At 45.7% G+C, this 20,107-nt stretch carries 13 protein-coding genes and 3 pseudogenes; 6 read left to right on the top strand and 10 right to left on the bottom strand.

The window, feature by feature from the left end; genetic code table 11:
* The first annotated feature begins 73 nt into the window (after nucleotides 1-73).
* Nucleotides 74-2,329 carry a ribonuclease R gene (rnr, locus tag PREMU_RS03430; protein WP_007573157.1) on the top strand — a complete coding sequence of 752 codons (2,256 nt, stop codon included), beginning with the start codon at nucleotides 74-76 and terminating at the stop codon, nucleotides 2,327-2,329.
* A gap of 92 nt (nucleotides 2,330-2,421) precedes the next feature.
* Here rnr and purN read toward each other — a convergent pair whose 3' ends face one another.
* The gene (gene purN / locus PREMU_RS03435; protein ID WP_007573158.1) at nucleotides 2,422-3,003 is read right to left on the bottom strand and encodes a phosphoribosylglycinamide formyltransferase; all 582 of its coding nucleotides are present in this window, start codon (nucleotides 3,001-3,003) and stop codon (nucleotides 2,422-2,424) included.
* Nucleotides 3,004-3,550: 547 nt separating this feature from the next.
* On the opposite strand from purN, the pseudogene PREMU_RS03440 reads away from it, so the two are divergent.
* A pseudogene (locus tag PREMU_RS03440) lies at nucleotides 3,551-4,193 on the top strand (IS1595 family transposase).
* 19 nt (nucleotides 4,194-4,212) lie between these two features.
* Here the strand turns inward: PREMU_RS03440 and istB are convergent.
* Nucleotides 4,213-4,929 carry an IS21-like element helper ATPase IstB gene (gene istB / locus PREMU_RS03445; protein ID WP_007573159.1) on the bottom strand — a complete coding sequence of 239 codons (717 nt, stop codon included), beginning with the start codon at nucleotides 4,927-4,929 and terminating at the stop codon, nucleotides 4,213-4,215.
* 39 nt (nucleotides 4,930-4,968) lie between these two features.
* Nucleotides 4,969-6,528 (bottom strand): IS21 family transposase, encoded by a 1,560-nt coding sequence (gene istA / locus PREMU_RS03450; protein WP_007573160.1) that lies wholly within the window; start codon nucleotides 6,526-6,528, stop codon nucleotides 4,969-4,971.
* A gap of 202 nt (nucleotides 6,529-6,730) precedes the next feature.
* Here istA and PREMU_RS03455 point away from each other — a divergent pair, with 202 nt between their 5' ends.
* Nucleotides 6,731-7,936, top strand: coding sequence for an IS4 family transposase (locus PREMU_RS03455; RefSeq protein WP_007573161.1), 1,206 nt, complete (start codon nucleotides 6,731-6,733; stop codon nucleotides 7,934-7,936).
* 177 nt (nucleotides 7,937-8,113) lie between these two features.
* Here PREMU_RS03455 and PREMU_RS14070 read toward each other — a convergent pair whose 3' ends face one another.
* From PREMU_RS14070 to PREMU_RS03475, 4 genes are all read right to left on the bottom strand, one after another.
* Nucleotides 8,114-8,605 (bottom strand): CPBP family glutamic-type intramembrane protease, encoded by a 492-nt coding sequence (locus tag PREMU_RS14070; RefSeq protein ID WP_050796344.1) that lies wholly within the window; start codon nucleotides 8,603-8,605, stop codon nucleotides 8,114-8,116.
* Nucleotides 8,606-8,829: 224 nt separating this feature from the next.
* Nucleotides 8,830-10,122, bottom strand: a complete 1,293-nt coding sequence (locus PREMU_RS03465; protein ID WP_244863861.1) for an ANL family adenylate-forming protein — start codon at nucleotides 10,120-10,122, stop codon at nucleotides 8,830-8,832.
* A 44-nt stretch (nucleotides 10,123-10,166) separates the two neighbouring features.
* Nucleotides 10,167-10,865 carry an SDR family NAD(P)-dependent oxidoreductase gene (locus PREMU_RS03470; RefSeq protein WP_007573164.1) on the bottom strand — a complete coding sequence of 233 codons (699 nt, stop codon included), beginning with the start codon at nucleotides 10,863-10,865 and terminating at the stop codon, nucleotides 10,167-10,169.
* Entirely contained in the window at nucleotides 10,858-11,154 is a 297-nt protein-coding gene (locus tag PREMU_RS03475) for a hypothetical protein (protein WP_007573165.1), read from the bottom strand. The genes PREMU_RS03470 and PREMU_RS03475 overlap by 8 nt, the downstream gene beginning before the upstream one ends.
* A gap of 326 nt (nucleotides 11,155-11,480) precedes the next feature.
* On the opposite strand from PREMU_RS03475, the pseudogene PREMU_RS03480 reads away from it, so the two are divergent.
* From PREMU_RS03480 to PREMU_RS03490, 3 genes and pseudogenes are all read left to right on the top strand, one after another.
* Nucleotides 11,481-12,430 (top strand): annotated as a pseudogene (locus tag PREMU_RS03480) (IS1595 family transposase).
* A gap of 447 nt (nucleotides 12,431-12,877) precedes the next feature.
* Nucleotides 12,878-14,992 (top strand): outer membrane beta-barrel family protein, encoded by a 2,115-nt coding sequence (locus PREMU_RS03485; protein ID WP_007573166.1) that lies wholly within the window; start codon nucleotides 12,878-12,880, stop codon nucleotides 14,990-14,992.
* A gap of 95 nt (nucleotides 14,993-15,087) precedes the next feature.
* Nucleotides 15,088-16,297: pseudogene (locus PREMU_RS03490) on the top strand (IS256 family transposase).
* A gap of 205 nt (nucleotides 16,298-16,502) precedes the next feature.
* Here the strand turns inward: PREMU_RS03490 and PREMU_RS03495 are convergent.
* The 3 genes from PREMU_RS03495 to PREMU_RS15525 all read right to left on the bottom strand — a co-directional run bounded on the left by PREMU_RS03495 (nucleotide 16,503) and on the right by PREMU_RS15525 (nucleotide 20,062).
* Nucleotides 16,503-18,497, bottom strand: a complete 1,995-nt coding sequence (locus PREMU_RS03495) for a TonB-dependent receptor (protein WP_156803949.1) — start codon at nucleotides 18,495-18,497, stop codon at nucleotides 16,503-16,505.
* A 330-nt stretch (nucleotides 18,498-18,827) separates the two neighbouring features.
* Nucleotides 18,828-19,208 (bottom strand): SPASM domain-containing protein, encoded by a 381-nt coding sequence (locus PREMU_RS15520; protein WP_223918548.1) that lies wholly within the window; start codon nucleotides 19,206-19,208, stop codon nucleotides 18,828-18,830.
* 119 nt (nucleotides 19,209-19,327) lie between these two features.
* Nucleotides 19,328-20,062 (bottom strand): radical SAM protein, encoded by a 735-nt coding sequence (locus PREMU_RS15525; protein WP_223918549.1) that lies wholly within the window; start codon nucleotides 20,060-20,062, stop codon nucleotides 19,328-19,330.
* Between the last annotated feature and the right edge of the window lie 45 nt (nucleotides 20,063-20,107).

Here is a 20,107-nt window from a genome sequence, read left to right on the forward strand (position 1 = left end):
ATTAGGATGGCTCAAAAGTTTTTCGTTAATTTGCAGATAAATATTAGCGAAAACAATTTAAACCATTACTGCTATGGGGAAAAAAGATCATCAAACAAAGAAAGAGCGCCGTAACGGCAAGCGCATGACAAAGAAGCAGCTTGCACAGACATTGAGTGAGCTTTTCAGTTCGCAACCTGACAAGACACTCACCCTAAAAGATATTTTCCACGCCCTGCACCTCGACACCCATCCCCTGAAGATGCTGGCCATGGACATTCTGGAGGAGATGACATGGGACGATGCCATCACCAAGGTCAACGACAATTCTTATAAACTCAACACCAAAGGCCAGGTACAGGAAGGCTGTTTTGTGAGGAAAGTCAACGGGAAGAACTCGTTCATTCCCGACGGGAGCGACAAGCCAATCTTCGTTTCCGAGCGCAATTCCATGTCGGCTCTGACCGGGGACCGCGTGCGTGTGTCTATGATGGCCCGCCGCCGGAACCATATCAAGGAAGCTCAGGTCATAGAAATCTTGCAGCGAGCCAAAGATCAGTTTGTCGGCAGACTGCGTGTAGACAAGGATATTGCTTTCCTCGTGACCCCGGAAAACACTCTCGCGCAAAATATCCTCATACCGAAAAGTAAGCTCAAAGGAGGAAAGACCGACGATAAGGCGGTTGTGAAGGTCACCGCATGGCCTGACAATGAGCACAAGAGCATTATCGGAGAGGTGGTCGACGTGCTTGGGAAAACCGGCGATAATGACGTGGAGATGAACACCATTCTCGCGCAGTACGGGCTGCCCTACAAATATCCAAGAAACGTGGAGGCTGCTGCCGACAAGATCAGCGGCGACATCACCGACCAAGATGTGGCTGAACGTGAGGACTTCCGCAGCGTATGGACCTGCACCATCGACCCCAAGGATGCCAAGGACTTCGATGATGCTCTCTCTATCCGCCGTCTTGACAATGGTCTTTACGAGGTGGGTGTTCATATTGCCGACGTGAGTCACTATGTTACTGAGGGCTCTGTCATTGACCGTGAGGCCATGAAGCGCGCCACAAGCGTCTACCTTGTCGACCGCACCATCCCGATGCTGCCCGAGCGGCTCTGCAACTTCATCTGCTCGCTGCGGCCCAACGAAGACAAGCTGTGCTATAGTGCCGTATTCAATCTCGACGATGAGGCCGAGGTAAGATCCTCACGCATCGTGCACTCCATTATCCGCTCCAACCGCCGCTATGCCTACGAGGAAGCGCAGCTGGTGCTTGAGGATAACGGTGTGGTGGACGGCACGGGAGAGCCTGCGCCAGATCCTGGGAGCAAAGGCTATAAGGATGAGTATGGTTGGGAGCTATGCACTCTTGACCGGCTTGCCAAACAACTGCGTAAGAAGCGTTTCAAGGACGGGTCGGTGAAGTTCGATACTGAGGAGCTTCACTTTGATGTGGACGAGAAAGGGCATCCTATCCACTGTTACTTCAAATGCTCAAAAGATGCCAACAAGCTCATTGAGGAGTTTATGCTGTTAGCTAACCGCACGGTGGCCGAGAGCGTGGGACGCGTGCCCAAAGGCAAGAAGGCAAAGGTCTTCCCTTACCGTGTGCACGACAATCCTGATCCTGAGAAGATGGAGACGTTGCGCAAGTTCATTGCGCCTTTCGGACTGAAGGTGAAGATCGACGGCACGCGCAGGGCAATGATCAAGAGCATCAATAAGCTTATGGACGATGTCAACGGACAGCGCGAGGCCAAGGTAGTGCAGAGCGTGACACTCCGCGCCATGATGAAAGCTAAATACACCACGCACAACATCGGACACTTCGGACTCGGATTCGATTATTACACCCACTTCACTTCACCCATCCGACGCTATCCCGACACTATGGTGCACCGCCTGCTCACCAAGTACCAGCAAGGCAGTCGCTCAGCCAACGAGAAACATTACGAGGAACTCTGTGAGCACTGCTCCGATATGGAGCAACTTGCGCAGAATGCTGAACGTGACTCTATCAAGTATAAGATGGTGGAATTCATGGGTGATAAGATCGGCAACGAATACGATGCCCACATCTCCGGTATCACGTCTTATGGTATCTACGCTGAGATCGACGAGAACCATTGCGAAGGCATGGTGCCTATGCGCGACCTCGACGACGACTACTATGAGTTTGACGAGAAGAACTTCCTGCTCCGTGGCCGTAGGCACCATCACAAGTATCAGTTGGGAGACCCCATCCGTATCAAGGTGGCAAAAGCTAATGTGGAGAAGCGACAACTCGACTTTATACTTGCCTCCGACTCATTTGGGAAAGATAAGGACAAACACAGAATCATGTAGAATCCAGTATCTGTGCAGGGCATGGCCATGGGGGCTGTGCCCTGCCGCACAATCTTCAATTCGGCACGGGGAAATGTTTACACGAGTATATATTACTGATTCGCAAAACGTTCTCTGACCACCTTTTCTATGACCTGCGGGAAGTGCTTCATCTCCAGTTCGTGCTCTTTTGTGGCAATGGTCTCCAGCGTATCGTCGGGTGAGAGCGCTACACGGTACTGTGCGATGATCTCTCCGCCATCGTACTCTCCGGTTACCCAGTGCACGGTCATTCCCGTTTCCTTTTCATGGTGTTCCCATATGGCCTCATACACATGATGCCCGTACATGCCTTTGCCGCCATATTTTGGCAACAGCGAGGGATGGATATTGATGACTGCACGGGGAAAGGCTGCCAACAGATAGTCGGGAATCATCAACAGAAATCCCGCCAGGACGATCAGCTCAATGCCGTGCTCCCGAAGTATGGGCAGCAGTGAGGCTGGATCGTTGAATGACTTCTTGCCCATGATAACCGTAGGCACGTCTCGCTGTCTGGCCTTCTCCACTACCGGCGCATTGGCCTTGTTGCACAGCACCAGTCCAACACGGACATCCTCCGAGCCCGCGAAATAACGGATGATATTCTCACAATTGCTCCCCGTTCCCGAGGCAAAGACAGCGATAGTCCTCATAATTTGCGGCTTTTTATAGGATTAGACATTTGTTGCTGCAAACTTACATAAAAGTATCGGATTTTATGCCGGTTGAATAAAAAAGTTGCACAAAGATAATGTTTTTTATGTGGGTCATCAAAGAGAATGGTGAAAAACATCTTGTTGCTGTCTGAGAATGTGGTAGGACTATATTTAGTCTGGTGTAAAAAATCAAATCCCCAGCTCTGCGCTCAGAGTTGGGGATTTGTGTTAACCTAAAAAACAATCTTAATCTATTTACCAAAAACTAACTAAGACCTAAATGAAAACCTAAAACTAACTTTAAACCTAAAAACTAAAAACCTATATGAAACAATCTACTAATCTCTAAATGCTATGTGTCTTTCGAGGAATCCCCTCTCCCGAAGGTTCAACTCTCAGAATTCTCATGGAGCTCTTTGTTTCCTTTCGACGTTGCAAAGGTAGGAAGTTTATCATGACGCCACAATTATTTTTCGACTTTTATGCCTATTTCCCCATGATTATTGATATAAGTCAAAATAATGTGCACGCACACAGAATGATTATGAATTTGACGGATTTCTATGAAGTTTATCCTAACGAGGAAGCTTGCGAGCATGCTCTTAAGGAATTTCGTGAATGCCATACTCTTTATTGTCCGGTATGTGGCGGTTTGCACCTCAGTTGGAATCCGAGTCATAAGTCTTGGACATGTATGGATTGCGGTCATGAGGTTACCCTCCGTTCCGGCACAGTGATGCAAGGCAGTAATCTGCCAATTTCCGATTGGTTCGTGGCAATGTTTCTGATAGTAAGTACGAAGCGGGCCATATCCGCCTTGGAGGTACAGCGCCAGCTTGGAAGGAAACGCTACCAACCCGTCTGGGAAATGATGCATAAGCTGCGTGATGTGATGGATAAGCGTGACAGTCTCTATAGGTTGTTTGACCAAGTGGAACTTGATGAAGGATTCTTCTCCACGGAGACGCCTGACAGTGAAAAATGGCATCCTCTCAAACGTGGACATGGGAGCCAGAGGAAGACGTATTCTTGACACGTATCATGACATCAAGAGAGACTTTCTGCAGCTCTGTCTCAACGAGTTCTGCTATAAGTTCAACCGAAGATATTTCGGATCTCACCTGTTCGACAGGCTTGAACTCTACGCATGCACCTATAGGACGAGTTTCAAGCATAGGATTTACTGATTTGGATGATTGCGGATATTCATTTTCTTAATGAACTCCCCGAGAGGGTAAAACGTTTACTTGTGTGGACAATTCTGTCCAGTATGGCATCCGCGGCAGTGGTATTGCCGTTGAGGATGTCATACCAGTTGGCAACAGGAAGTTGGCTCACGATGATGGTGGAGTTGCGTCCGTGGCGGTCTTCTATTATTTCCATCAGGTCAAGCAGTTGTTGTCCCTCAAGTATCTTCACGCCAAAGTCATCCAGTATGAGCAGGTTTGTCTGTGCTATTTTGGCGAAGAACTTGTGCAGCGTACTGGATATCCTTGCCAGTGCTATCTCCTCGAAGAGTTTCATGATGTTGAAGTACATCACTTTGTATCCGTTCAGGCATGCCTGATAGCCCAACGCGGTAGCGAGCCAGCTATTTCCCGTACCGGCGGGGCCTGTGATCAGCACAGACACACCCTTTCGGATGTAGTCGCACGTGGCGAGGCTTGTGACGGCGGCCTTGTCCATACCGCGGCTCACGTCATAGTTGAGGTCTTCCAACGTTGTGCTGTAGCGGAACCTGGCGTTCTTCACGAGCCGTGAGTTGCGGCTCTGCGTCCGGTTGTCCAACTCGGCCTGCACAAGCAGCTGCAGGCCGTCACGGAGGGAGAACCCGTCAGTCTGGCGGGTCTCCTCCAATGTCTCCCAGTAATGCGCCATTCCGGGCATTCTGAGACTTCTGAGATTGTTTACGATGTTGTCCATTTTGTTGTATTTTGGTGGATGGATGTTTTGTTGTCCAGCTTACAGGAACTGATGCCTGCCCCTTATGTTCGCATGGTCAGGCGGGGCCGGAGCCGACGTTTCGGCTGTCCCCGCGCACTTGGTCTCTACAAGGCGCTTTATGAAGCCATAACTGTATCTGTGATGTTGGAGCGCAGTCTGGCAGGCCTCCTTGAACACCAGCGGATCAGATTTTCGTTTGAGCGCAAGCAGCGCGTCGCACGTCTTGTAATGCGTCTCAGGTGGCATGGTTGACGTGTAGAACAGATTCTTGACGATATCGCCAAGATACACGGAACCCTTGTACGCCTTTTCCATGTAGTACTGTGGCGAGCGGTCGCGGTATGCCCGTGAGTTGCTTGCCAGATGCTCCTCTATGGTCGTGTACTCGCCCTGGCGGTAGTCGCGCTTGTGTGTGGCCACCTGCTTGCCGTCGATGAAGATCTTTACCAGCGTGCGTGTGTAGACGATCTGCGCCTGCTGCCCGATGTACTGGTACGGAACGGAGTAATAGTGCTTGTCACGGCCGAGATACACGCAGCAGTTCGGAGCAACTTTCAGGCTGGTGTAAAAACGTATCTCGAAGTCCGTATCCGGCAATGGAAGCAGGTTGGGCTTCTCGATGGCGAGGAAGCGTTCCTCACGCGTGTAAGGATGGTGCTGCATACGCTTCTGGTTGTGCGCCAGCATCTTCGCTGACACGGCTTCGTTGAGCTCGTCAAGGGAGTGGAATGTCTCGTTGCGAAGCTCGGCATACACACGGCTGTAGCCTATCTTCACGAGGTCCTCCACCTGTGCCTTGTCCTGGGGATGGCGCACACGCGCAGGCATTATGACGGTATGGTAGAAGTTCGCCATGTCGTCCATAACCTTGTTGATAGACGGCATGTACTTGTCGGGCTTTATGACGGCAGCCTTGAGGTTGTCGGGGACGAGGATGCGGGGAACGCCGCCAAGTGCCTTGAAACACTGGATGCATGCGTAAACAAAGTCCTCCGTACTCTGCGACGGCACGCATATCATAAAGCCGTAGTCGCTCGCGGGGAGGCATGCCACAAAGGTCTGCACCTTTACAACCTCGCCCGTATCACGGTTCACATAGCTCATGGTGTCTCCCGAAAAGTCGAGGAAAATCTGTTCGCCGCCTACATACAAGTCTTTGAGAATGGTCGACGGACGGTTGTCCTCCTTGGCCGTGACGTCCTGGCGGTAGTGGTAGCGGAACTGCGTGAGGCTGTAGCCGCTGGGGGTGTCTCGGCGGTACTCTTCCCACAGCAATTGCAGCGTCACATGCTTGCGCCTCATCTCGCTCTCAAGATACGGCAGCATCTCCTTGAACTTCTCGAAACGGGAGTCGGTGTACGCTGCGTTGCCTCCCTTCATCCGGTGCTCAAGCACCGGATCCTCCAGGGCAAGCAGCTCGTCAAGGCTTAGCGTATCGGACTTGGCCTTGTTCACGTAGTTGTTCACCGCCTCCTTGTTCATACCGACAATGCCGGCAATCTTTCGGTTTGATACGTTCTGTTTCTTCAGAAGAAGAATCTGTTTGATCTGGCTCATTCCTTTTGTCTTTCCTGCCATTGTCATTGCGTCTTTTTGGATTGAAGACGCAAAGGTAGCACGACAAAAGTGAACGGGATTGCTCCGTCGCGGAGTTTTTCGACTTTTGTGAACGGGTTTGCTCCGTTTTAAGGCCGCGGGCAGCCTTGTGACGGGCATTCCACGCAAACCGAGTGAACGGACTTGCTCCGTTTTAAAGCCGATTTTTACCCGTATGGCCCACATGACTTCGGGGTTGGGTGGGCTTGCTCCGTTTTTTAGGAGGTTTTTGCCACTGTTGAACGGATATACTCCGTTTTTTCAGCCCTATTTCGGTCATTTTTGGCCTCTGGTGAACGGTTTTTTACCGTCTCCAAGTGGGTGGGATTGCTCCGATTTCACCAGTAGGAAACTGGAACATATCACCAGGGTGTTCGACCATGTGTGTAAGAACTACGTCCTGGGCTACAAGCTGCTGCCGTGCCTGTTCTTCGACGGCAAGTCCTCCCTGCCGTTCGACTTCTCCATCCATGAGGAACTGGGGAAGAAAGGAGACGGAGGACTGGGGAAGAAGGCGTTCCGCGGCAGATTCTCCAAGAAGCGCATGAAGGAAACTCCGGCGTATGAGCGGGAACAGGAATGCGGCATGGGCAAGATGGACTCTGCCATAAAGATGCTTCATCGCATGTGGAAGAGCGGTCTTCGCCCCCATTATGCCCTGGCGGACAGTTGGTTTGCCTGCGAGAAGTTCATCGAGGCAATCAGGAAGGTAGGCAACGGAGCCATACACTACATCGGCCTTGCCAAGATGGGAAAGACAAAGTACCTCGTGGAGGGCAGGCGGCACAATGCCACAGAGCTCGCAGCAATGCATACAAGACGGACCAGATGTTGCCGGAAGTACAAGTGCCGGTACATTGAGCTAAGAGGGTGTCTGGGAGACTTGCCAGTCAGGATATACCTGGTCAGATATGGGCATGGGCAGACCTGGAACATCATGCTCAGCACGGACCTGTCGATGACCTTTGTGCGTGCCTGCGAACTGTACCATATACGATGGAACATTGAGGTCGTCAACAAGGAGACAAAAGAACATCTCGGCCTTGGATCATATATGGGAAGGGACTTTGACGGTCAGATTGCCGATGTAACGCTCTGCTACATTACATACATCGTTATGTCGCTGGAGAAACGGATATCAGAGTATGAGACCATGGGCGAATTGTTTGCCGACATGGAGAAGGATGTCATGGCGCTTACGCTATGGCAACGTGTACTCAAGTGCATGGAGAGGTTGCTTGCAGCTCTTTGTGACGTACTTGGATTCTCCGTAGGCGAGATAGGGCGGATAATTGTCGCCGACTCGGAAATGCGGAACAACTTTGAGATTATGGCCAAGGCATTGGAAAACAGGGCACAAGAAAAACTTACAGCCGTAAACACATTTTAAGTATGTGTTAATCCCTCGTATTCGTATTCATGGGCATTCACGAAGCATTTTTGGCTGAAATACCCATGAAATAGAGGAGTGGGAAACTTTAGTAAATAGAAAAACGAGTCTACGTAAACTGTGATTGTACCTCATAAAGTATTCCTTTCTTTTTGTATTTTTGTCCCAAGCATTACATTATCTCCAGCAAATCTTGACTTTTGGCCCATACCAAATGTAGAGCCACAGCATGATGGTGATGACGAGACAAACGATTGACGACCAATGGCTTGGGTCGGAGAGGCATTTGAAATAAAAATTGAACAGACCATGGAAGCAGGCCACCAGTATAAGAGAATGCGTATCACGGATAAGCTTGTCAAGACCAAAAGAAGCAAGGAACAACAAGGCAAAGAAGCCCACATCCCCTATTTGCCATGCTCTGCAATGCCAAAAGAACCAAAGCAAAGTGGTGAGCAGCAGTCGGTGAATGATTTTGCAGCCAATTAGTTCGCTATAAAGGTATCCACGCCAGCCCACCTCTTCGAAGAAGGCATAGAGCAGATATACAAACAATAACCACAAACAGAGTCCAATCTCCTTGTAATCAACAATGCCAAACAGAACAAAAGGCACCGCCAATGTGAGGATGCTCTTGGTGACCGATGTACCAAAAAGAGATGTCTTCATTTTTCTTCGAAGCGCCAAGATAACGACAATCGCGCCTATGAGTGGACTCAAGCCACCTACGAAATCCCACAATTTGACGTGGGATGGGTCTATGGTCTCAAAGCGGGTTGAGACGACTCTTATTAATACCGCCAGAACATAGAAAAGCATGATGCTCCATGTCCGCTTCTGTTTTAATATGGATGATATCTTCATTTAGATGGGAAATTTGGTTCAAAGTTATATTATTTTTTCTTAAATCGAGCGGAATGTATGGGATTTGTGAGTATTTTTATTCTCATAGGAATCTTGTATTTAGCCAACCTGCCTTTACAATGGCTCGTAACTAATGCCTTCATTTCAGTGGCGCTCATTTTTCTTTTCGGAAATATTTCTGCTGCCACAATCTGGCCGAGCACGGGATTTGCCTCACCATAGACTCTGCACTCGCTCACGTCCTCCATCTCATACAACACACCTTCTACTTCAATGGGAAGGACTTTCTCTCCGCCGACATTAATGACGGAACTTGAGCGGCCGACAATCCTGATAAAACCGTTGCAGCACGACTCTACAAGATCTCCCGTGTAAAACCAGCCTTCGTTGTCAAACGAAGAACTTTTATAATTCAAATATCCCAAGATGTTGTTTTGGGATTTGATGAGAAGTTCACCATTGACGATTTTATACTCAGCGTTATTGTCTGCAATCTTCAAGATTGTGCTATCAGACGATTTACTGACAGTTGTCATAATGCCGGTTTCACTTGTTCCGAAAGTTTGCAGAAATCTGACGCTGGGAAGTGCCGTCCTCAACCGTTTGAGCAACGATTCGGGCATGGCTTCCGCCCCATAAGTGATAAGCCGCAGGGAGGAAGTGTCATGGTCGGCCATGGCATCAGAAATCAAGAGTAAGTTGAGAAACGTGGGAGTTACTGGCAATATGTTAATATGATATTTGGAGATAAGGTTTAATATGTATTCAGGTTCCCTTGATTCGGGAATAACCATGGCTGCTGACATGGCTACGCAACTGAGCAGCGTGTGAATGCCACCAATATGATCGAACATCAGGAAAAGGAGAAAAACGAGGCCTTTTGGCCTCTTATTCTGATAGGTGTCGATTAGCTTGCTCAAGTCGTGTATCATCATTTTAGGACGACCGGTAGTTCCCGAACTGAGAAGTATGAGACCTGCGTGATGAATGCCGACAAGCGTTCCAATCAGAGGGTTGCTGTTAACATCGGCAGTTTGTTCATGGGTGTGTATCTGCAAAACACCGTTTTCCCAATGAAGTGAGTAAAGGCAGCCAGCCTGTTGTATTTTCTGCTTGACAATGTCCGCTTCCTTGTCTGTTATGATGATAATCATATTATTGGTCTCATATAAGGCGAAGAAAGCGGCAATGGCTTGAAAATTGTAGTCCGAAACAATGGCCACCACATGACCGGTTCCCACCCGGTCTTGAATGACGTCCTTATACTGTTGTACGGCAAGGTAAAGTTCAGAATAGGTGTAGAACTGTCCTCTGTCTATCATAGCAGTTTTCTGCAACCCTATTTTAGTTTCAATAATCCATTTCATCAGCAAAATCCTCCTAAATATACGACTTGTCCGGTAATAAGTTTACTTTGTGGACTAATGTAAAAGTCAATGACATTTTTCACATCCTCATACGAAGCCATCACCTTGCAACTCTGGTTATCAATCAAGCGTTCTATTTTCTCAGGCTGCACCCGACTGATAAGGTCTGTGTTGACGGGCGAAGGGCCTACGGCATTCACAGTGACATTGAATGGCCCCACTTCTCTGGCCATTACCTTAGTTAGTTGCTCAATGGCCGATTTAGAAGCCGAATAGGCCAGTTCCCCTTCAAGATGCGAGGGAACGGCGATGGAAGAGAAATTTACTATGCGGCCTTCCTGTTGCTTTATCATGTATTTGGCACACTCTCGGCTGAAGGAAAATGTACCGCCATAGTTGGTCATCATCACCCTCATTGCCGACTCAGTGGAGGTTAGTACAGAGTGGTTCATTAAGCCTATGCCAGCATTATTGACCAATATGTCTAACCTTTTTTCTCGTAGGTAAACGTGTTTCACATAGTCGACGACATTTTGCTCGTCGCCCACGTCAAGGTGGGCATGATGGTAATGGCTGTGATTAATGTCGCATTCCCTCCTGCTGCACCCGTATACAGTGTATCCCTCGTTAAGGTATGCCTCTGCCAGATAGCGCCCAATGCCCTTACGGGTGCCCGTAACAATCATAATTTTATTCATTAGAGGGAGCTTTTAGTTGGGAAATAATAAAGTTGTTGAGCGAGTTAACGCTCCTAAAGGGGCTAATCCTTGACGACATGGCTCGGTCGGAGGTCAGCGAGACATTGATTCCCTCATCCAGTAAGGTCGTCTCTACGTCGACAAGAATGTTTACCAACCCTAACGAATCAACGACTCTGTTTCGTCCAATCAGTGCCGTCTGACCGTTTACCATTGTCGCCATGTCGTTATTCTGCATGTTCTTTTTTACCGACTCGACAATAATCTTATAGATTTCGTTCGTTTTCATGTTATATAAAAGTCTATGCCTTGCTTGTTTTGTATGTTTTATTTATTTTTATAATGAATTCCATTTTTGTTTTGTAACGCTTGAGCTAATGTTATTTAAAAACAGAGTTTTCATATCAAAATTCTCGATAAACTCCATGATTAATACTAATTTTGTATGACGAAATTAAATCTTATGAAGTACATGAACTTACTCAAAAAAGACTATCCCTTTCAATTGATTAAATGAATATCCGCAATCATCCAAATTAGCAAAGTTTATACAGCCTGGACAATCCTTGGTATAAAAATTGCGGGCTTATGTTTGACTATTGGAAAGGAATGATTATGAATTTGACTGATTTCTATGAAGTTTATCCTGACGAGGAAGCTTGCGAGCATGCTCTTAAGGAATTTCGTGAATGCCATACCCTTTATCGCCCTGAATGTGGCGGTTTGCACCTCAGTTGGAATCCGAGCCATAAGTCTTGGACATGTATGGATTGCGGTCATGAGGTTACCCTCCGTTCCGGCACAGTGATGCAAGGCAGTAATCTGCCAATTTTCGATTGGTTCGTGGCAATATTTCTGATAGTAAGTACGAAGCGGGCCATATCCGCCTTGGAGGTACAGCGCCAGCTTGGAAGGAAACGCTACCAACCCGTCTGGGAAATGATGCATAAGCTGCGTGACGTGATGGGTAAGCGTGACAGTCTCTACAGGCTGTTTGACCAAGTGGAACTTGATGAAGGATTCTTCTCCACGGAGACGCCTGACAGTGAAAAATGGCATTCTCTCAAGCGTGGACATGGGAGCCAAACGGAAGACGGCGGTACTTGTCATGGCGGAGAGCTCTGTCACCACTGATACACCGACAAGGAAGTACAGCACCGGAAAATGGGTCGGTCATATCAAGATGGAAGTCATACCGGACTTGAAGGCGGCTACGGAGGAAGACAAAATAAAGAATTCCATAGATGCCGGGGCTTGCTACCACAGATGCCACGAAGTCTTACGCGGCACTTACAGCGAACAAAATTGTCGCTAAGCATAAAGCATATAAGATGAGGGACAAGACCATGGTCGGCAAGGTGCTTCCATGGGTACACATATCCATAAGCAATGCAAAGAGGAGTATTCTTGACACGTACCATGACATCAAGGGGGACTTTCTGCAGCTCTACCTCAACGAGTTCTGCTATAAGTTCAACCGAAGATATTTCGGATTTCATCTGTTCGACAGGCTTGAGCTTTGCGCATGCACTTATAGGACGAGTTTCAAGCATAGGATTTACTGATTTGGATGATTGCGGATATTCATTTTCGGAAAAGATAAAGAGAAAGAATGAGCTGTACTGCCGATATACCATCGTGTTTCTCTAAGGACAAACGGCAGGGCAGATGACCAAGCCCAAATTTAGAGAAAAGGTGGAGAATATCAGTGCTCATCTTACTTTTAACACTCAAGAGTTTGGAGATCTCACTAAAATTGCTTAATTTCGCATCTATAACAGGTCCTCTTTAATTTATTGGTAATCAATGTGATTGGATACTACAAAGTTACTAAAAATTATCGAGAAACTGTTATTCTAGACCACTTTATATGGGGTGGGAAACTTTAGAAAGAAATATTAGTTGTCATCAACATGAGTTTTTGAAAAATAAAGTTATTGGAAGCCTGAGATAAAAAATCAAACAATGAAAGTTTATTGTCAGGCTATAATAAACAATTTAAGTAAAAAGCAATGAAAAGACAAATTATTGCACTCACATTTGCTTTTAGCTTCAGTACAGTAATGGGACAAGTGCAGAACGACACAACTATTGCTTCCCCTCATCAGAGCCTGAGTGAGGTTGTAGTAAAAGGCAAGCACACACTTGTTAAAATGAAAGGTAATGCAATGGTCTATAAGGCGGGAACTCTCCGTGCAAGATATGCTCCCACAACAGCCTACGACCTATTGACAAAAGTACCAAGCATCACTGATGGAGGAAATTCGGTGTCACTTATCGGTGCAAACAACCTAATGGTAGTTATCGATGGAAAGGTAATTGCTATGGGACAAGAGCAAGTCTATCAGCAACTCAAATCATTGACTGCTGATAGGGTTAAGGATATAGAAATATATTATAATGCTCCAGTACAATATCATTTTGATGGTGCGGTAATCAATGTTATAACAACTTTGGGTAATCAAAGCGAAGTTTCTTTGTTTTTAGACGGGGCTTTAAAACAGACCCGAAAGACCTCTACAGAAGGCAAGGCAAGTCTGCTTTTTTCAAACAAACTGGTGACCTCTTTGTCTTCTGTGGGATATACTCGCGAGAATCAATGGAGTAGCAACGATTATCGTCTTTATAATGATGCAACATTCAGCAACCCCTACCGCACTCGAAAAGCCGAGAATAGGTCTTATGGCGATAAATATAATATGAGTGAAGATCTTACATTCCAGTTCACACCTGAGAATCGTCTTACTTTGGATTACTATGGGATATTTGCTCACGATAACAGTATTACAAATACGAATATCTGGCAGCGGATCCAACCCAATACACAGGTACTATCACGTGAATACAACAAGGAGACCCTGCATACAGTCGGCCTACAGATGGATGTTAAAAATGGATGGACATTGGGGACTCGTTATAAATCCTATGTATCTCCGTTCAGGCAGCAATATGTTTCTGGAGATGCAACTGAAAGCCTTATATTGCCCGACGACTATCTACAACAGTCACATCAGAATATCGACAACGTGAAAGCCAGTATAGATAAGAATTTCACTTTTAATCAAATGACTTCTTTAGCAGTTGGCTTTACTCATCAGTATAACCGATCCACAACAGAGATAACGGAAGTAGACCAGACAACGCGTAACCGACAGATAGAGAATATTGAGGCACTTTACGCACAAGGTAATTTCACATTGTTCAAACAGTTGAATGTTATGTTGGGGCTGCGCGGAGAATACATAAAATCAAAGCGTCACAATTTGCATACAGGAGTTAATACCACTCTTTGGGATGAGTTTACTCTTTTCCCGACGGCAACACTTGGTATGCCGATAGGGAAAAGTAATTTTCTTCAGTTCCAACTTATCAGTCAGAAGCAATACCCTTCGTTCTGGGCCGTTAGTCCAGAAACAACCGTCGTAGATGAGCGAACTATCGAAGTCGGCAACCCTGAACTCAAACCAAGCCGAATTTATGATGCATCTCTGATGTTCATCGTCAAACAGCAATGTTATTTTATTCTTGGCTGTACATATACCCCTGATTACTTTGCGAACATACCCCATCAGGAAGCAACAACAGGTAAAACGGTTTATCGTTATGAAAATTACGACTTCTCACTATTTAATAATTTCACAATAATGCATCCCATGAGTATAGGCAACTATAATGGACGCATAGCTGCTCATATCCTGCGCATGCAAGATAGGATGCGTCATTTTTATGGGGCATCTTTTGATAATAATAAGTGGGTATGGGCTGTTTCTAGTAATAACACGTATAAGCTTCCAACAAGTAAAGCATGGGGTGAACTTTTCCTTGAAGCAAATTTCCGCTATCAGGCTCCAGCCATTCAGGGAATCTACCGCTTGTCAGACACATACGCATTAGATGCTGATATTCGTTGGAATCCGACCAATCGAATATCTGTCACTGCTAGTGTAGACAACATTCTGCGTAGGGACATGCCAAATGAATTTAAGGTATTGACGCCAGGACAGGAAAGCATTCTGAATGGCTATAATACTCGTACATTCATGCTTCGAATGACATTAAACTTAGGAAAGAAGAAAGAGCAGAAAGAAGATTCTGGTGTCGATACATCAAGATATGGACGAAAATAGTCAGAAGCAATCTTTGTACTTATGAGGAAGAACGAGAGTGTAAAGTAAACTGTGTCAAGCTACAATAAGAAATAGTTTTATACAGTTTATTTTTTATGGACAACAACGAAATTGATTACAAGAGAGCTGCGGACCAGCTTCGTAAGGGAGAACCATTATTTGGTAAGGATGGTGCTTTGGCACCAATGTTGGAGCGCATATTGAATGCCGCTCTTGAGGGTGAGATGGACGCTCACCTGCGTGAAGAATCCCGTGAGAGCGGCAATCGCCGCAACGTTAAGATGCCCAAGACCGTTCAGACTCAGTATGGCGAGGTGACCGTTGAAACTCCCCGTGACCGTAACGGCAGCTTTGATCCTCAGACCGTGCGCAAGCGTGAGACGATACTTGCCGAGGGCATGGCAGACCAGATTATCGGCATGTATGCCTTTGGCACGAGTACACGGGAAATCAGCCGTTACTTTGAGCGGGAGTTCAATACCAGGCTGTCGGCCGAGACCATCAGCGCGATAACTGACCGTGTCCTTCCTGAGATTAAGGAGTGGAAGTCGCGCTCATTGGAGTCGGTCTATGCTATTTGCTGGCTTGATGCCATCCACTACAAGGTGAAAGACGACAGTGGGCGTGCCGTTACCCGTGCCATCTACAATGTACTGGGTATCACAAGGACGGGCATAAGGAACTGCTCGGTATGTACGTAGCCAAGAGCGAGGGGGCAAACTTCTGGCTGGAGGTGCTTACGGACTTGCAGAACCGCGGTGTGGAAGACATTATTATGATATGCTGCGTGGATGGCCTGAAAGGCTTCCCGGATGCTATTCGGAGCGTCTTTCCCAATACGGCCGTGCAGCTCTGCATCGTCCATCAGATACGCAACTTCCATCAAATATGTGGGCAAGCAGCCATCAGAGGAGTTTTCTGAGGGACCTGGAGCTGGTCTATGGCGCTGTCAGCAAGGAGGCAGCCGAGACCGAGCTCGACAAGCTTGATGCCAAATGGGGCGGACAGTATCCCATCGTCATCAAATCGTAGCGTGACAACTGGAAGCGAATGACGGAGTTCTTCCAATACACCAAGGAAATCCGCCGGCTCATCTATACCACGAACACCGTTGAAGGATACCACCGCCAAATACGAAAGGTTACCAAGAACAAGGGAGTATTCCCCTGTGATACAGCCCTGGAGAAACTCGTCTATCTGGCTTACCGGAACATCAGCCGGAAGTGGACTATGCCACTTGCAAACTGGGCGCTCATCTCACAACAATTAGCAATTAAATTTGGAGAACGTTCTGAAATTATGTAACTTTGCCTCGGAAGAGGGCTCCTCATCTGGAAAACACGATTATAAATCGTGTCTCCCATCTGAGGTTAAAGATATAAAGAATACAGCCTTGACACAGTTCGATTTACACTACCATCAGAGAGTATCGTCTCACCAATTTTATGTTTATTGATTACGCATATTATCAAACAATGTCAGGACTATATCGCAAGGAAATAGATGCTGTTTATCTCAGAATAGTGCTTCCTGTATCCTTGACCTCATACTTAGGTGAATGGCTGACTTTCTTGCCATAGTCAAGAGAACATACAAACTTCAATGATGCAAAAGAATTATCACTCTCACGTCTCATGCGTTCCGAAATGTCATAAGCGCCTGAATAAAGACTGCTCTTGATGACATTGTTCTGTACGAAGAGATTCTTGGCCTCTAGAATGACGGCTATATTCTCATGACTCCATTCTGCGGAAAGACCATATTGCCACGGTGTTCTGATGTGAGTCTGATAACTTTGGAGTATTCTACTTTCCGAACTGCATGACGCTGAGAACGAGAAGTCGCCAACATAATAATTAGCCTGTATTCCCATCTGCCAGCCCCCAAGCCTTTCATGTACAGCTCTGTTGACAGCGAAATAGGAGTAGCTGCCATCCATCTTGACATTAAAATCGCTAGTGGGCTTCCAGGTCAGTGAGAGCGACGTCACGCTTTGGTGATTTCTCGAGTCGCTGGTGAACGAATTCACAACCTTGCCGCCTTCTGATGAATAGGTGCCGACAATGGCGTTACTCATATACATATAGTAACTTGACAGCAAAGCGGACCAACTCTTGTAGTTAACCGAGTAAGTGAGTCCGGGGCCAAGCAATGTGGAATTATCCATCGTTGGGTTGCCTCGTCTCAGCATCAGCCTGTCTATCTGCTGTTCTACGTGGTTGACATAACTCAGTGACGGGAATGTGTTGCCAAGAGAGAAAAACAGTCTTACGCGCTGGATTTTATCAGGCATCCATGAATATGACATCTGCAGACGCGGGGCTATATGCTTCACGGCCTCGTCTCCATGTATCTTATAAACGAGATATGACACGCCAGGATTGATGTCCACCATCATTTTCTTCCAGCGTTTGCTGTAGTCGATGAAAAATATCGTCTCTGAAGAACGCAGATGTTGTCCGTAGTTGTTCAGATTTTTATAGTTGTCCTGCGAAACCCGGAGATACTCATGCAGACTGAAAGTAAGAAAGTTCTGTTTAGGTAAAGAGATATTATAATTGGCATTGAACTTTGAGTAAAAGTAATCCTCATCCACGTCGCTGATATATCTATCATATTCCTGCATATCACGCTTGTATTTGTTTCTGGCGTAATAACTGTCAAACACTGCATCAAGGCTACGGTCTCTGTCAAGCGTGCGGTTGTAATAGGCATAGAAAGTCGGCTTCACTGTAGAATTGCGGAGATAGGAATTTACGTTATAGCCATCGTTTAACCCCATGCCAGAATAGAGCGTGCTGCCATTCTGTGTGTTATCCCAGTCCCTGTTATTTTCTATACTTGCCCTGAGCATCCATGTGGTCTTTTGCGACATACGGCTGAGACTGGCAGTAAAATATCTGCCTATTTTCTCTTTGTCATTATTGCAGGAGACTGAGGTCTTCGTTACTTCTTCGGGTAATTGATATCTCTCGATAGAGTATACATCAACTTTAGGGTTTGATATATTGTACCCTGCCCATACGTTCATATTGTATTTCCCAAAACTGTATCTGGAAGTGGCATTATAGTCGCCTTTCTTATAGTCTAAGCCTTGCAGTCCGTCAACTTGGGCATATCCACCGTAATTGTAAGTCCTGACAATGAAGTTCATAGCAGCCTTATCTTTGGCATACTTTCCTGTCGGCATGTCATAATATTCTATGCGGACAACATCCTTAGGCCGGAGGCTCTGTATCTCCCGGAAAGAAGCCCCCCTGCCATTAATATAGAGAGCAGCTGCCCCTGCGGGAGTTGTTACGCTTCCGCCTTCCGTATTGACATCAACGCCCGCTATCATCATATTCCGTACCAGTTCGAATCCTGAGTGGGAATGTCTGCGCTGTTTGCTTGTAGGTATACAATTGTAGTGATCTGCTTCCTGCTGTATATACTTCCCGCTGACAATGACCTCTCTAAGTTGTCTTGCAGCTTGAATGGTGTCATTCTGAGCAAATAATCTCATAGGGATTATAACGAAAAGAAATAAAAGTAGTTTATTATAACTCATAATTTTTACATTAAAAAAGTGGGCCATGGGGATTAAAGAAACCCTATGGCCACATATTAATTAACACAAGTTATGGTAACAGCTACAATGTCCCATCTCCGATGGATAACATACTGCGTCACAGATAGGACTCAGATCCTTCTCTTTAGTTTGTCCACCTAAAATTTTTGACTGCATCTCATTTGTCATACCTTGACAAACTGCCATTTTTACATCACCATCTAAGGTGCGTGAAGATTTCAACACGTTGATTGATAATTTGACCATAATGAAAAATTTAAATTGTTATTGATTAGACTGCCACAAATTATAATAGGTTTCAAGAAGTTCTTCCATGTGACCCTTAGCAAAGTGACAGTTGTTATTTTTCGTTCCGTGAAACAAATTCATTATACGTGAATGAGGACATCCTCCTCCACAAAATGGCAGAAGGTTACAGTCCTTGCATTTTGCATCTTCAAAAGGGTCTGCACCTACCATGTATTCTGCCAAGAGATCCATTGATATGTTACTTAATTCTTTTACATTATCGAGACACATGCCTGGATTGCCCAAGTCTGTCCAGCATTTGTATATTCCTCCCAACGGACCGATCAGGAAGCTATTTCTTTGTCGGGCTATACATTCATAATTATATCTTGTCATCAATAATGATGGGGATGGCATTCCGAGTTTCTTGTATGCGTTTAACACATACATACCCTGTTCAGAATTCGAAAAACAGCCCTTACAAGAATTACCACTGCCATATGATTCTTTTATGAAACCTATATAAGTATTGAAATTTAAACCTGCATATCTATTACGGATAAATTGAAAACCTTAACAAATTGCTCGGAATTAGTCTTATCAATATTTACCCTAATAGTTTTGGAGATATTGTCATATTTAGACAATAAATCAAGTCCGCTAATTATTTTCTTAAATGTATTGACATGATTATCTCCGCCTCGCCTCTCATTATGGATAGATTCAAGACCGTCTATGGTTACATGAACTGTTTTTATGTTAAGATTCTCAAGAGTACTTGCTTTATCAGCGCTCATATTTACGCCATTTGTTATGATTTCCGCTTCATATCCTTTCACGGTTTGAATAGACTTTATTCTATTTGTCAAACTAACAATCCTATCAAAATAAAGAAGTGGCTCTCCACCAAACCAAGAAATATGAATGTATTTTACATCCCTCAGCCCTTTAATAAATGCTATAATTGCATCTTCAACATCATCTTTCATGAATACAGAAGGGTGACTCTGTTCAAAGCAATACGAGCAATGTAGATTACATGCCATGGTCGGTGCTATAGTAAGAGAGAGAACATCATCGTTCATTCTATTATATTGCTTCAACAGTTTAAACTTAGCCAATTCGATATTATCATCTCTAACTAAGATGTTGTTATCAAGTATCTCTTTTCTTAGTTCCTCATCCAGATCATCTTCAGACAATTGTTCGTCCCTTATTTTTAAAAGTAAAGAAGCAATACTATTGTCAAGCTTTAGGAATACGTTTGACATAGTGTTATACAAGAGATAGAAGTCTCCTGACTTAGCTTTAAACAT

The organism is Hallella multisaccharivorax DSM 17128 (assembly GCF_000218235.1).
GTDB lineage: Bacteria > Bacteroidota > Bacteroidia > Bacteroidales > Bacteroidaceae > Prevotella > Prevotella multisaccharivorax.